Source organism: Sphingopyxis sp., from assembly GCF_025869345.1.
Lineage (GTDB): Bacteria > Pseudomonadota > Alphaproteobacteria > Sphingomonadales > Sphingomonadaceae > Sphingopyxis.
On record NZ_JAOZVW010000109.1, the window covers coordinates 1 to 13,847 of the forward strand.

At 66.2% G+C, this 13,847-nt stretch carries 16 protein-coding genes; 13 read left to right on the plus strand and 3 right to left on the minus strand.

Annotation, left to right across the window (positions count from 1 at the left end; genetic code table 11):
• The 5 genes from rho to OJI97_RS11255 form a co-directional block, all read left to right on the plus strand.
• A partial coding sequence (gene rho / locus OJI97_RS11235; RefSeq protein ID WP_297663517.1) for a transcription termination factor Rho occupies positions 1-615 on the plus strand: 615 nt, incomplete at its 5' end.
• Between the two features lie 10 nt (positions 616-625).
• Positions 626-919, plus strand: coding sequence for an antibiotic biosynthesis monooxygenase (locus OJI97_RS11240; RefSeq protein WP_297663519.1), 294 nt, complete (start codon positions 626-628; stop codon positions 917-919).
• On the plus strand, positions 919-1,587 hold the full coding sequence (locus OJI97_RS11245; protein ID WP_297663521.1) for a YjbE family putative metal transport protein: 669 nt from the start codon (positions 919-921) through the stop codon (positions 1,585-1,587). The genes OJI97_RS11240 and OJI97_RS11245 overlap by 1 nt, the downstream gene beginning before the upstream one ends.
• A 16-nt stretch (positions 1,588-1,603) precedes the next feature.
• Positions 1,604-2,308: a YjbE family putative metal transport protein gene (locus OJI97_RS11250; RefSeq protein WP_297663561.1), complete on the plus strand. Its 705-nt coding sequence runs from the start codon at positions 1,604-1,606 to the stop codon at positions 2,306-2,308.
• 44 nt (positions 2,309-2,352) lie between these two features.
• Positions 2,353-2,754 carry a DUF1489 family protein gene (locus OJI97_RS11255; protein WP_297663522.1) on the plus strand — a complete coding sequence of 134 codons (402 nt, stop codon included), beginning with the start codon at positions 2,353-2,355 and terminating at the stop codon, positions 2,752-2,754.
• Here the strand turns inward: OJI97_RS11255 and OJI97_RS11260 are convergent.
• The 3 genes from OJI97_RS11260 to OJI97_RS11270 are packed head-to-tail and all read right to left on the minus strand — an operon-like array spanning position 2,751 to position 5,443.
• On the minus strand, positions 2,751-4,328 hold the full coding sequence (locus OJI97_RS11260; RefSeq protein ID WP_297663524.1) for an FMN-binding glutamate synthase family protein: 1,578 nt from the start codon (positions 4,326-4,328) through the stop codon (positions 2,751-2,753). The genes OJI97_RS11255 and OJI97_RS11260 overlap by 4 nt on opposite strands.
• A 12-nt stretch (positions 4,329-4,340) precedes the next feature.
• Positions 4,341-4,739 (minus strand): nuclear transport factor 2 family protein, encoded by a 399-nt coding sequence (locus tag OJI97_RS11265; RefSeq protein ID WP_297663525.1) that lies wholly within the window; start codon positions 4,737-4,739, stop codon positions 4,341-4,343.
• Positions 4,736-5,443 carry a dienelactone hydrolase family protein gene (locus tag OJI97_RS11270; RefSeq protein ID WP_297663526.1) on the minus strand — a complete coding sequence of 236 codons (708 nt, stop codon included), beginning with the start codon at positions 5,441-5,443 and terminating at the stop codon, positions 4,736-4,738. Before OJI97_RS11270 ends, OJI97_RS11265 begins: the two co-directional genes overlap by 4 nt.
• A gap of 95 nt (positions 5,444-5,538) precedes the next feature.
• Between OJI97_RS11270 and OJI97_RS11275 the strand changes: the two genes are divergently transcribed.
• The 8 genes from OJI97_RS11275 to OJI97_RS11310 all read left to right on the plus strand — a co-directional run bounded on the left by OJI97_RS11275 (position 5,539) and on the right by OJI97_RS11310 (position 13,823).
• Positions 5,539-5,838, plus strand: coding sequence for a DUF6489 family protein (locus OJI97_RS11275; protein WP_297663528.1), 300 nt, complete (start codon positions 5,539-5,541; stop codon positions 5,836-5,838).
• Between the two features lie 23 nt (positions 5,839-5,861).
• Entirely contained in the window at positions 5,862-7,166 is a 1,305-nt protein-coding gene (mnmE, locus tag OJI97_RS11280) for a tRNA uridine-5-carboxymethylaminomethyl(34) synthesis GTPase MnmE (RefSeq protein ID WP_297663562.1), read from the plus strand.
• 276 nt (positions 7,167-7,442) lie between these two features.
• On the plus strand, positions 7,443-9,305 hold the full coding sequence (mnmG, locus tag OJI97_RS11285) for a tRNA uridine-5-carboxymethylaminomethyl(34) synthesis enzyme MnmG (protein ID WP_297663530.1): 1,863 nt from the start codon (positions 7,443-7,445) through the stop codon (positions 9,303-9,305).
• Between the two features lie 306 nt (positions 9,306-9,611).
• On the plus strand, positions 9,612-10,271 hold the full coding sequence (rsmG, locus tag OJI97_RS11290; RefSeq protein WP_367184766.1) for a 16S rRNA (guanine(527)-N(7))-methyltransferase RsmG: 660 nt from the start codon (positions 9,612-9,614) through the stop codon (positions 10,269-10,271).
• Positions 10,268-11,050, plus strand: coding sequence for a ParA family protein (locus OJI97_RS11295; protein WP_105999072.1), 783 nt, complete (start codon positions 10,268-10,270; stop codon positions 11,048-11,050). The genes rsmG and OJI97_RS11295 overlap by 4 nt, the downstream gene beginning before the upstream one ends.
• Positions 11,051-12,007: a ParB/RepB/Spo0J family partition protein gene (locus tag OJI97_RS11300; protein WP_297663534.1), complete on the plus strand. Its 957-nt coding sequence runs from the start codon at positions 11,051-11,053 to the stop codon at positions 12,005-12,007.
• A 283-nt stretch (positions 12,008-12,290) separates the two neighbouring features.
• On the plus strand, positions 12,291-12,785 hold the full coding sequence (locus OJI97_RS11305) for a DUF4402 domain-containing protein (protein WP_297663536.1): 495 nt from the start codon (positions 12,291-12,293) through the stop codon (positions 12,783-12,785).
• Between the two features lie 207 nt (positions 12,786-12,992).
• The gene (locus tag OJI97_RS11310; RefSeq protein WP_297663538.1) at positions 12,993-13,823 is read left to right on the plus strand and encodes a molecular chaperone; all 831 of its coding nucleotides are present in this window, start codon (positions 12,993-12,995) and stop codon (positions 13,821-13,823) included.
• The last annotated feature ends 24 nt before the right edge of the window (positions 13,824-13,847 follow it).

The window sequence follows — 13,847 nt, forward strand, 5'->3', positions numbered from 1 at the left end:
GAAGTCACCGACATGCAGCGCAGCGTGAAGGGCGAGGTCGTTTCCTCGACCTTCGACGAGCCCGCGACGCGCCACGTCCAGGTCGCCGAAATGGTGATCGAAAAGGCCAAGCGCCTCGTCGAGCACAAGAAGGATGTCGTCATCCTGCTCGACTCGATCACCCGCCTCGGTCGCGCCTACAACACCGTCGTGCCGTCGTCGGGCAAGGTGCTGACCGGCGGTGTTGACGCCAATGCGCTCCAGCGTCCGAAGCGCTTCTTCGGCGCCGCGCGCAACATCGAGGAGGGCGGTTCGCTGTCGATCATCGCGACCGCGCTGATCGATACTGGCAGCCGCATGGACGAAGTGATCTTCGAAGAATTCAAGGGCACGGGTAACAGCGAAATCGTCCTCGACCGCAAGGTCGCCGACAAGCGCATCTTCCCGTCGCTCGACGTCGGCAAGTCGGGCACGCGCAAGGAAGAATTGCTCGTCGAGAAGGGCAAGCTTTCGAAGATGTGGGTGCTGCGCCGCATTCTCATGCAGATGGGCACCGTCGACGCGATGGAATTCCTGCTCGACAAGATCAAGGACAGCAAGACGAACGAAGATTTCTTCGATTCGATGAATCAGTAAGTCCGCGCGCGTGGCCGTGGTCGAACTTGCCTTGCTGCCGGTTCGACCGGGTCATGAAGCCGCATTCGAAACCGCGGTTGCCGCGGCGCGGCCGCTGATCGAGGTCTCGCCGGGTTTCCTCGGGCTCGAAATCCGTCCGCCGCTCGAAGCCGGCCAGCCCTATCTGCTGATCGCGCACTGGCGCTCGGTCGCGGATCATCGCGACGGGTTCCGGCGTTCGGACAGGTATGAGCGGTGGCGCGCGCTGCTACATCCCTTTTACGATCCGGTGCCCGCGGTCAGCTATTTCGGAGAGCCGCTCTGATGGATTTTTCGGCGATGGACTTTTCGGCGATCTTCACCGGCCCGGGGCTTGTCCTGCTCGGCCAGATCATCATCGGCGACCTCACCATGGCGGGCGACAATGTGCTGATCATGGGCACGATCGCCGGCGGGCTTCCCGAGCGCGACCGCAAGAGCGTGCTGATGCTCGGCGTCGGCATGGCCCTGATTTTCCTGATCGGCTTCGCGCTCGTCGCGACGCAATTGCTCAAGATCACCGGCCTTGTCTTCGCGGGCGGGCTGCTGCTGCTGTGGGTTGCCTACAACATGTATCGCGAGATTCGCCCTGCCACGGCTGCCGGGCCGGTCGACGATCCGGCGACCCCCGATATCGAGGGCGCGCCTGCGCGCACCACCTTCTTCAAGGCGGCGCTGTCGATCATGGTCGCCGACCTGTCGATGAGCATCGACAACGTCCTGCTCGTCGCGTCGATCGCGCGGGAAAATCCGGCCTTGCTGTTTGTCGGCATGACCTTCACGGTGATCGTCATGGGGCTCGCGGCCAATTATGTCGCCAAGCTGTTGCAGCGCTATCACTGGATCGCCTGGATCGGGCTGGTGGTGATCCTCTATGTGGCGCTGAAGATGATTTACGACGGCTGGGTCGATCCGGTGATCGGCCTCGGCCATTTGTTCGGATGGGTGCGCTGAAATGATCGTGGAATTGATGAATTTTGCCGCGGGGGCGGCGCCTTCGGCGGGAATATGGGACGCAATCGTCCATGATTTCTCGAACATCACCGAACCCGCGGCCTTTGCGGCCTTCATCCAGGTTTTGCTGATCGATCTCGTGCTGGCGGGCGACAATGCGATCGTCGTCGGTGCGCTCGCTGCGGGCCTGCCCGCCGATCAGCGCCGCAAGGTGATCCTGATCGGCGTCGGTGCCGCGCTTGTCCTGCGCATCGGTTTCGCGCTCGTCGTCCAGCAGTTGCTCGGCATCGTCGGGCTGGTGCTCGCGGGCGGGCTGCTGCTGCTGTGGGTCGCATGGCGCATGTGGCGCGACCTGCGCGGCGGGCACGGCGAATCGGCGGGCTCGCCCGAGGTCGAGGGCGACGAGGATTCGGGGCTCCAGCCCGCCAAGAGCTTCGCCGCCGCGGCGTGGGGCGTCGCGGTCGCCGACGTGTCGATGAGCCTCGACAATGTCCTCGCCGTCGCCGGCGCGGCGCGCGAGCATCCGGGCATCCTGATCGTCGGGCTGATCTTCGCGGTCGCGATGATGGGCGTCGCGGCGAACATCATCGCCAAATATATCGAGCGCTATCGCTGGATCGCCTGGGTCGGCCTCGCGGTGATCGTCTATGTCGCGGGCAAGATGATCTGGGAGGGCTGGCACGACGTCCATCCGCATTTCATGGAGCTGATTGGCGGCTGATCGTCGGGCTGGCGATCTTCTCGCCGGCCCCCCATATGGGCTTCATGTCCCAGCTCCACATGACCCGCGTCGCCGTGGGATGCCCCGACTACCCCTCGCTCGCCGCGCGGATCGCCGCGCGCAGCGAGGCGGGGGAGGTTCGCTTCACGACGCGGTTCAAGCCCAAGCGCGCCGACGAGCTGATCGGCGGCAAGCTGCATTTCATCGTCCGCCACACGCTCGTCGGCCGGGTCGAGATATTGCGCTTCGACGATCGCGACGACGGGCGGATCGACATCGTCTGCAAAGGGCTGCTCGAACGCATCCATCCGCAGCCGAAGCGCGCACATCAGGGCTGGCGCTATCTGACCGACGCCGATGCGCCGAAGGGCATCGACGATGGCGACGGGATCGCTGACCTGCCGCCCGAACTCTATCGCGAACTGGCAGAATTGAGCCTGATCTAAAGCGCCGCGCGGAAGCTGTTCGCGCGCGCCATTGCCCAATAGCGGGCGCTCGATACCGAATCGGGGTCGCCCAGCAGCACCCCGCGATCATAGAATTTATAGATGCGGTCGATTGAATCCGAGCGCGCCGAATTGAGCCGTTCGTGCAGGTGATGCGGCCGGATCGCCCACGGATTGTCGAGCCCCATCGCGCAGCTCAGATCCCATAGCGCCGACACCGTCGCGGCCTGGAAACGGCGCACGCGCTCGGCCTTGTCCGCAACCACCAGTCCGCGCTGGCGCCCGGGATCCTGCGTCGCGATGCCCGTCGGGCATTTGTCGGTGTGGCATTTGAGCGATTGGACGCAGCCGAGCGTGAACATGAAGGCGCGCGCGGCGTTCGACCAGTCGGCGCCGAGCGCGCAATTCGTCGCGAGCCCCGCCCCAGAATGGACCTTGCCCGACGCGGCAAGCTTTATCTCTTCCTTGAGCCCGCAGCCGACGAGCGCGTTGCGCACGAAGATCAGCCCTTCGCGCAGCGGCATCCCGACGCGGTTGGAAAATTCGACCGGCGCCGCGCCGGTCCCGCCCTCGGCGCCATCGACGACGATGTAATCGAGCCGGATTCCGGTTTCGATCATCGCCTTCATGACGGCATAGATTTCGTGCGGCTGGCCGACGCACAGCTTGATACCGACGGGCTTGCCGCCCGAAAGTTCGCGCAGCTTCGCCGCCCATTCGATCATCTCGATCGGGGTCGCGAAGGCCGAATGCGCGGCGGGGGAGATGCAATCCTGCCCCTCGGGGACGCCGCGCGTCGCCGCGATCTCGGCGCTGACCTTGGGGCCGGGCAACACCCCACCGTGCCCCGGTTTCGCGCCCTGGCTGAGCTTGATCTCAACCATCTTGACCTGCTCGCTCTGCGCGCGATCGCGAAAGCGCGCGGGATCGAAGCGGCCGGCCTCGTCGCGGCAGCCGAAATAGCCGCTGCCGAGCTCCCACACGATGTCGCCGCCATATTTGGCGTGATAGGGGCTGAAACCGCCTTCGCCGGTGTCGTGATAGAAGTTGCCGAGCTTGGCGCCGAGGTTGAGCGCCTCGATCGCATTGGCGCCGAGCGAGCCGAAGCTCATCGCCGAAATGTTGAGCAGCGCGGCGTCATAGGGCCGCGAACATTGCGCGCCGCCGACCTTCACCCGCTGCGTGCGGTCAGGATCGTGCTTCGGCGCGATGCTGTGGCTCATCCACTCATATTCGTCCGAATAGACGTCGAGTTCGGTGCCGAAGGGATGCGCGTCGAGATCGCCCTTGGCGCGCGCATAGACGAGGTCGCGTTCGGTGCGCGCGAAGGGGCGGCCCTCGAGCGGGCTTTCGACGATATAGGAATAGAGAAAGGGCCGCAGCGCTTCGAACAGCCAGCGGATGCGTGCGATCAGCGGATAGTTGCGGCGCAGGCTGTGCTTGCGCTGTACCGCGTCATAGAGGGTGAGAAGGAGAAGCGGCACCCAGGCCGCCAGCGTCCAGCGCGCGGGCGGCCACCAGGCCGTAGCGGCGGCGAGCGCGATCAGGACGGGAAAGGCGATCCAGCGGAGCATCGACGTAATGGGTCAGCCGGCCTGTGCCGCGAGCATCGCCGCCATCTTTTCCCACACCTTGTTGATCGCTTTGAGCGGGCGCACCATCACCTTGAAATCCTTTATCTTTCCTTCGCTGTCCCAGCGGATGATATCGACGCCATTGATCTGGATGTCGTCGAGTTCGGTCTGGAACTCCAGCATCGCCTGATCGCCGTCGACGATCTCGCGCAGATAGCGGAAATCGTCACCGCCGAGCGCATGGCTCGCCGCGTGGAGATAGGCGAAGACCTTGTCGCGCCCTTCCTGCGGTGTGTGGACGACGGGTGAGTGAAACACCGCATCCTCGGCGAGCAAGACCTTCAACGCCTCGGGATTGCCGCCGCCAGCCATATAGGCGTGCCAGGCGGCGAGACCCTCATGCGCGCTCATGCGAGCTGCTCGGCGAAGAAGGCGCGGGTGCGGCCGTCGGCGAGCTGCGCTGCTTCCTCGTTGCGGCGGTTGCCGTGGGTCGCTGCGAACCCATGGTCGAGCCCGTCATAGTCATGGAGCGTGACTTTCGGGTTCGGGTCGAGCCCTTCGTGCATCTTCGCCTGCGCTTCGGGGCTGACGAAATGGTCGTTCGTCGGGATATGGAGGAGCAGCGGATGCGCGATCGCATGGCTTTCGTTCAGCATCTGGTCGATCATCACGCCATAATAGCCGACCGACGCATCAATGTCGGTGCGCGCCGCGGTCATATAGGCGAGCTTGCCGCCGAGGCAGAAGCCGACCGCGCCGACCTTGTTCGCGCCCTGGCCACGCGCCCAGCGGATCACCGCCTCGATGTCCTTCACCCCCTTGTCGGCATCGAACAGGCCGAAATAGCCGAGCGCTTCGTTCATTTCGGCCTCGATATCGGGGTCGAGCTCGATCCCCGGAGCGAAGCGCCAGAAGATGTCGGGCGCCACCGCCAGATAGCCCTGCGCCGCCCAATCGTCGCATTTCTCGCGGATTCCCGCGTTCACGCCGAAAATCTCCGGAATGACGATGATCGCGCGCGACGAATCGGCGTCGGGGCGCGCGACATAGGCGGGAATCGCGCCTTCGCCGTCGAGCGCGGCAATGGTGGTGTTCGTCGGGGAAGGGGCGGACATCGGGGAGCTCTCCTGTCTCTTGCTTCTTGGCGGGGAAAGCGCGAAGCTAGCGGGCCAACGGGCGCGGCTCAAGCGTCGAAGGGGAAGGCCAGGCGATGAAGTTCAATATCGAGATCGATTGCACGCCCGAAGAGGCGCGCCGGCTGTTCGGGCTTCCCGACCTCGAGCCGCTCCACGACATCTATCTCTCGCGCGTCAAGGAGCTGATGGCGAAGGGCATCACCCCCGACATGGTGCAGGCGATGGTCAAGAGCTGGGTGCCGATGGGCGAAAGCGGGCTCGGTCTCGTCCAGTCGCTGCTCGGCCAGTTCGGCGGCGGATTGATGGGCGGTGCGTCGAAGGCAGCAGCCGACAAAGGTGACGACGACAAATCCGCCAAGGGACGCAAGAGCTGAACCAAAGCCTTGTAAGCGATACGATTTTTGCGCTGTCGAGCGGGATGCCGCCGGCGGCGATCGCCGTCTTGCGCATCAGCGGACCGGCGGCGGGACCGGCGCTCGAGGCGCTGGCCGGACGATTGCCCGCGCCGCGCCGCGCGTCGCTGGCCGAGCTGAAGGATGCTGCCGGCGCGCCGCTCGACCGCGCGCTGCTGCTGTGGTTTCCGGGACCGGCGACCGCGACCGGGGAGGATCTGGCCGAACTGCATCTTCACGGCGGCCGCGCGGTGGTTGCGGCAGTCGAAGCGGCGCTTGGCGTATTGCCGGGACTGCGCCGCGCCGAGCCGGGCGAGTTCACGCGACGCGCCTTTCTGAACGGCCGGATCGACCTTGCGGAGGCCGAGGGACTTGCCGATCTGCTCGCGGCCGAGACCGAGAGCCAGCGGGTGCAGGCGCTCGGCATGGCGAGCGGCCATGTGTCGCGCGCGGTCATGGGCTGGCAGGAACGCTTGCTCGCGCTGATGGCGGGCGCCGAGGCCGAGCTCAATTTCGCCGATGAGGATGATGTCGACGTTTACGAAGGGACGGCGCAGCGCTTGGTGAGCGGTATGGCGGAGCTTGCCGCCGAGCTCGGCCTATGGCTGGCGCGGCCGGCGGCAGAGGTGATCGCCGAGGGCCTGTCGGTCGTGATCGCGGGACCACCGAATGCCGGTAAATCTACTCTTATCAACGCTTTGGCGCAGCGCGAGCTGGCGATCGTGTCGCCGGTCGCGGGAACGACGCGCGACGTGATCGAGACGCCACTCGCGCTCGATGGGATCGCGATGCGCTTTTCGGACACGGCGGGCATCCGCACCGAAAGCGCCGATGACGTCGAAGCAATCGGAATCGGTCGCGCGAAAGCGGCGGTCGAGGCGGCCGATATCCTGCTCTGGCTCGGACCCCCGGCGGAAGCGCCCGCGCATCCACGTCGCCTGTTGATTGCCGCACAGGCCGACCGCTGGCGTGGCGACGCGGCCGCTGAGGTTCAGGCGGCGCGCTGCGACCTGATCCTGTCGGCGGCGACGGGGGAGGGGATGGACCGGCTCCACGCCGCGATCGTCGAAATGGCACGTGCTCTGCTGCCGCGCGAGGGCGAAGCCGCGCTGCGCCAGCGCCAACGCGCCGCGCTCGCCGAGGCGAAGGACTGGCTTTCGATCGAAGCGGGCACGCGCGAGGATGAGGATATGATCCTGATCGCCGAGCGACTGCGACTTGCCGCGACCTCGCTCGACCGTATCACCGGGCGCGCGGGGGTCGAGGATATGCTCGACGCATTGTTCGGACGCTTCTGCATCGGAAAATGATGTTCCACGTGGAACAGCTTCGTCGCAAAGTTTGGGCGAAGCCCCTTTTCCTCACACAAAGACACAAAGAGAACGCGCCCTATCGCCCGGTCGCGCCCTCTTTGTGTCTTTGTGTGAGATTTATAGGGTTCAGGAAGAAGAATATCTCACGCAAAGGCGCGAAGGCGCAAAGAAGAGGACCGTGTTCTTTGCGCCTTCCCGCCTTTGCGTGAGATAATGTTGGGCGCTACGCGCCGATGGATTTGAGGGCGGCTTTGGGGTATGGGCGCCGCGATCATGCAGAATGAAACGAATTTCGACGTCATCGTCGTCGGCGGTGGACATGCCGGGACCGAGGCCGCCGCGGCGGCGGCGCGGCTTGGCGCGCGGGTGGCGCTCGTCAGTTTCGATCCCGCTCTGATCGGCACCATGTCGTGCAATCCCGCGATCGGCGGACTCGGCAAGGGCCATCTGATGCGCGAGGTCGATGCGCTCGATGGCTGGATGGCGCGCGCCGCCGATGCCGCGGCGATTCATTACCGGATGCTCAATGCATCGAAGGGCGCGGCGGTGCAGGGGCCGCGCATCCAGGCCGACCGCAAACTCTATCGCGAGGCGATCCAGCAATTGCTTGCGGCGGAGGATGGGATCACCGTCATTGCGGGCGAAGCGGCGGCGCTGGCCCTGTCGCCAGACGGAGCGCGGGTCGAGGGACTTGAGCTTGGCGACGGCGCGCGTCTGTCCGCGAAGGCGGTGGTGCTCGCAACCGGAACCTTTCTCGGCGGGCGGCTCTTTCGCGGCGAGGAGCGGATGGTGGGGGGGCGCATCGGCGAAGCCGGCGCGCATCGTCTCGCCGAGCAGCTTCGCGCCGCCGACCTGCCGATGGCGCGGCTCAAGACCGGCACGCCGCCGCGCCTTGACGGGCGGACGATCGACTGGGCGCGGCTTGAGGCGCAACCATCCGATGATGGAGACTGGACCTGTTCCACGTGGAACAGCGCGCGCAGCGTGCCGCAGATTTTCTGCGCGATCACGCGCACCAATCCTGCGTCGCACGCGATCATCGCCGCGAATCTCGACCGCTCGCCGCTGTTCACCGGCGCGATCGGCGCTGCCGGGCCGCGCTATTGCCCGTCGATCGAGGACAAGATCCATCGCTTTGCCGACCGCGACGGACATCAGGTGTTTCTGGAGCCCGAGGGACTCGATTCGCCGCTTGTCTATCCCAACGGGGTTTCGACCTCGCTTCCCGCCGATGTCCAGCTCGCGATGCTGCGGACGATGGAAGGGCTGGAAAAGGTCGAGATGACGGTGCCCGGCTATGCGGTTGAATATGACCATATCGATCCGCGCTCGCTCGACCGCGGGATGCAGGTCCGCGCGATCGGCGGGCTGTACTGCGCGGGGCAGATCAACGGCACGACGGGCTATGAGGAGGCCGCCGCGCAGGGGTTGGTCGCGGGCGCCAATGCGGCGCTCGGCGTTCAGGGCCGCGCGCCGATGATCCTCGACCGCTCTGAATCCTATATCGGGGTGATGATCGATGATCTGGTGCTGCAGGGAGTGACCGAGCCCTATCGAATGCTCACCGCGCGCGCCGAATATCGCCTGCGCCTGCGCGCCGACAATGCCGCGACGCGGCTGACCCCGAAAGGGATCGCGCTCGGGCTGGTGCGGCCCGCGACGGCGGCGCTTTTCGAGGCGCGAATGGCCGAGCGGGCGAAGGCGCAGGCCTTGCTCGCGGCACCGGTCGCGACGGCGGACTATGCCGCGATCGGCCTCGCGATTCCGGGCGATGGGGTGGCACGGCGCCGCATCGACCTGCTGCGCTTTCCCGCAGTCGCGATGGCATCGCTCAAGATGCTCGCGCCCGCGCTCGACGCGATCGATGATGCGATCCTGTCCGAGCTGGCCGAGGATGCGCATTACGCCCCCTATATTGCGCGGCAGGATGCCGAGCTTCGCGCGCTTGCGGCGAACGAGGCGATCGCGCTCGACCCGGCGCTCGACTATGCCGCGATCGGCGGCCTGTCGCGCGAAATGGTCGAGCGGCTGTCGAAGGCGCGGCCCGAGACATTGGGACAGGCGGCGCGGATCGACGGGGTGACGCCGGCAGCGCTGACCGCGATCATGGTGCATGGGCGGCGGCGCGCGGCATAGCTCCCGGGGTTTTGATTGTCTCACACAAAGACACAAAGAGGGCAGGGCGGGCCGCAGCGATTGGCGAGGGATCGCGCGAAGCGCCCTTATTGATAAAGCATGGCCCAGTATCTTTGCGACGATGAAGGTCTGAGCGACATCTTTGTGTCTTTGTGTGAGATATTTGGGAACCAGCTTTTAGGGCTGGAGCATGTCTTCGCGCCTTTGCGCCTTTGCGTGAGCCTCGAAAAATTTCACGCAAAGGCGCGAAGGCGCGAAGAAGAAAGAGAGATGGCCCGCTTCGCGGGATTCGATCGGACGAGAGGGATGATGGTGAACGAGGTGCTGGCGAGCGAGGAGCAGGCGCGGGGGTGGATCGGCGATGGTTTTGCACCGACGGTCCGGCAATGGGAGCGGCTCGACCGCTTTGCCGGGCTGCTGGTCGAGGAGAATGAGCGGCAGAATCTGATCGCGGCGTCGACGGTTCCGAGCCTGTGGGTGCGGCATATCGCCGACAGCGCGCAGTTGCTGGCGCTGGATTCGGGGCGCGACGGGCTGTGGGTCGACCTGGGGAGCGGACCAGGGCTGCCGGGGCTGGTGGTGGCGATCCTGAGCGAGCGGCCGATGCTGCTCGTCGAATCGCGGCGGCGGCGGTGCGAATTTCTGCGCGCGGTCGCGAACACGCTCGATCTCGCGCATGTCGAGGTCGCCGAAGCGCCGCTCGAACGCGTCGAGACACGCGCCGCGGCGACGATCAGCGCGCGCGCCTTTGCGCCGCTCGACCGGCTGATCGCCTTATCCACCCGTTTTTCGACCGAATCGACGCGCTGGCTGCTGCCAAAGGGACGAAACGCGGTTAAGGAACTGGCATTGCTGCCGCAGCCATGGCAGAGAATGTTTCACGTGGAACAGAGCCGCACCGACGTGGAAAGCCGGATTTTGGTGGGCGAAGGCCGCATCGGCGCAGAACAGCGAGGAAAGCGATGATCCGCATTGCCGTAGCGAACCAGAAAGGCGGGGTCGGCAAGACGACGACCGCGATCAATCTGGCGACCGCGCTTGCGGCGACCGGATGGCGAACATTGCTCATCGACCTCGACCCGCAGGGCAATGCCTCGACCGGGCTCGGCATCACGCAGGCGCAGCGCGAATATTCGAGTTATGATCTGCTGCGCGCCGAGGCGACGGTCGCCGAATGCGCGGTACCGACCGCGGTGCCGCGGCTCGACATCGTTCCCGCGACGGTCGACCTGTCGGGCGCTGAGATCGAGCTGATCGAGTTTGCCGACCGGCTGCACCGCCTGCAACAGGCGCTGTCGGGCGCCGAAGCCGGGCAATGGGACATCTGCCTGATCGACTGTCCGCCGTCGCTCGGCATGTTGACGCTCAACGCGCTGATCGCCGCCGAATCGCTGCTCGTGCCGCTTCAGTGCGAGTTTTTCGCGCTCGAGGGACTCAGCCAGCTGCTGACCACGGTCGAGCGGGTGCGCGGGCGCTTCAATCCGCAATTGTTCATCCTGGGGGTCGCGCTCACCATGTTCGACCGCCGCAACCGGCTGACCGACCAGGTGTCGGACGATGTCCGCGAGGTGCTCGGCCCGGTGGTGTTCGAGACGGTGATTCCGCGCAATGTCCGCCTGTCCGAAGCGCCGAGCCATGGGCTGCCGGCGCTGATCTATGACCATCGCTGCGCCGGGTCGGCGGCCTATATCGCGCTTGCGCGCGAACTGATCGACCGCCTGCCCGACATTCGCAAGGCTGCTTAAATGTCTGATAATGAAAAGGAAACAGGCGGGCAGGCGCCGCGCAAGCGGCCCTCGGGCCTGGGGCGCGGGCTGAACGCCCTGTTCGGCGACGCGGCGGTCGAGGCGCCGGTGCTCGCCTCGCCGGGCGCGGCGGCGAAGGCGGCGCCGGTGGCGGGGGATGCGGTCCAGCATGTCGCGGTCGCGTCGATTCGTCCGCTGCCGAATCAGCCGCGCCGCCATTTCGACGAAGCGGCGATTGCCGAGCTCGCCGATTCGATCGGCGCGCGCGGGCTGCTGCAGCCGATCATCATTCGCCATGCGCCGGATGGGCATGGTTATCAGCTCGTTGCCGGCGAACGCCGCTGGCGTGCGGCGCAGCGTGCCGGGCTGCACCAGATTCCCGCGCTCGTCCGCGATCTCGACGACGCCGCGACCTATGAGATTGCGCTGGTCGAGAATATCCAGCGCCAGGATCTCAATGCGATCGAGGAAGCGGCGGCCTATCGCCGCCTGATCGACGATTTCGGCCACAGCCAGGAGGCGCTGGCGAAGCTGGTCGGCAAATCGCGCAGCCATGTCGCGAATCTGATGCGCCTGCTCGACCTGCCGCAGGGCGTGCAGGATCTGGTCGGCGACGGCGCGCTGTCGATGGGCCATGCCCGCGCGCTGATCGGCGCCGACGGGGCCGAGGATATCGCACGTCGGATCGTCAAGGAGGGGCTCTCGGTCCGCGCGGTCGAGGCGCTGGTGCGCGAAGGCAAGGGCGGGGGCCGCAACAGGGCGCCGCTCGAATATAAGAGCCTCGACGGCGGCCGCGATCCCGACATCGTCGCGGTCGAGCGCCATCTGTCCGAGCTGCTGGGGATCGGGGTCGCGATCCACTATGCCGGCGGCGGCAAGGGCGCGCTGACGCTCAAATTCGCGTCGCTCGATCAGCTCGACATGATCTGCCAGCGGCTGAGTGGCGAGGGAATCTGACTCCGGCCGATTCGCGCGATTCTTTTTCGCCGCGCGCTTAATCTGTCCCGCGGCGGGCCGTTAACAGGCCGAAGGCGATCCCCACGATCGACCTAACCATGGCTCAACGCCTTGTTTTCGCTCGCTTGCTCCGTGCAACGCGGGCTATTCGTATATGTGCTGTTAACCATGCTTGTTGCGCAAAGCCTGAACGGGTGACCCGCTAAAGGGGTCGGCGAATGGGGTGGGATTTCCATTCGAGTTTCGACGTGTTCGTTTCGACTAGTTCAAGGGACCAAATCATATGCGCACCACTGGAATGAAGCGCGCCCTCGCGGGCGCCGCGATTGCTGCCCTCGCGATGAACGCCTCGGCGGCGCACGCCGCGACGGCCACGGCGACGGCCAAGGCGAAAATCCTCGCGCCGCTGACGATCGCCAACAGCACCGACCTCGATTTCGCGACGATCGTCAGCGGCGCAACCGCCTCGACCGTCACGGTTTCGACCGCTGGCGGCGTGAGCTGCGGCAGCGGCCTGACCTGCATCGGCACGACCTCGGCCGCGGGCTTCAACCTCGGCGGCACGACCGGCCAGGCCGTCACGATCAGCGTTCCGTCGACGGTGTCGCTGAGCTCGGGCGCCAACAATATGACGGCTGCGCTGACCTCGTCGGCGACCTCGATGACGCTCGCCGCGTCGGGCAACAGCTTCTCGGTCGGCGGCACGCTCAGCGTCGGCGCCAATCAGGCGGCGGGCAATTATTCGGGGACGTTCAACGTCACCGCCAACTATCAGTAATCGGGTGGGGGACGGCGAGCCTTGAGGGCTCGCCGGCCGACAAAAGGGCTTCGGAGCACCAGCCTCCGGAGCCCTTTTTCGTGCGTGCGGCCCCGGTCCGGCCGGCCATCATGGTTAGCGAAATATCAACCATGATGGCGCAACAGGGAGGCGACCAACCAAAGGAGCGGCGGCCGCCGCTCCGCAACGATTGTGGGGATCGTGTCTATGTTGCGCTTTATAAAGGGCTTTTGCCTGTTCTCGGCGGCTGCGCTCGGCGCCGCTGCGCCGCCCGCTTTGGCTGCGGGCGACCTGCTTGTCGCGCCGACGCGGGTCATTCTCGACGGATCGCGCGGCACCGAAGTGGTGCTTAACAATATCGGCAGCGAATCCGCGACCTATCGCATCAGCCTGGAAATCAAGCGGATGACGGCCGCGGGCGGGCTCGACGAGATCGACGAGGCGAATGCGACGCCCGCCGAGCGCGCCGCGCTCGACATGATTGCCTTCAGCCCGCGCCGCGTGACGCTGCCGCCGAACCAGCCGCAGGTGATCCGCGTCGGGGTGCGCCTTCCCGAAGGCCTCGCGCCCGGCGAATATCGCGCGCATATGCTGTTCCGCGCCGTGCCCGATGCGACGCCTGCGGTCGCGGCCGATCCCGCCAGGCCCGCGCCCACCGGCGTGTCGATCGCGCTGACGCCGATCTATGGCATCACCATCCCGATCATCGTTCGCGTCGGCGACCTCGGCGTGACCGCGACGATCGGCGACGCCCGGGTCGGTGTGACGAAGGATGGGCCGGCGTTCGAGTTCGACCTGGCGCGGAGCGGCGACCGTTCGGTCTATGGCGATATCGAGGTGACGCGGCCGGGGGTCGCCGAGCCGCTGCTGCTCGCGCGGGGAATCGCGGTCTATCCCGAGGTCGGCGAACGCAGGGTATCGCTGCCCGTCCCGCCCGAACTCGCCGCGCAGCTCAAGGGGCCGGTGCATATCCGCTATAGCGAGGATCGCGACATCGGCGGCGGCACGATCGCCGAGGCCGACCGGGTGGTGAAATAGGCCCGGGATTCGCGCGAGGACCGC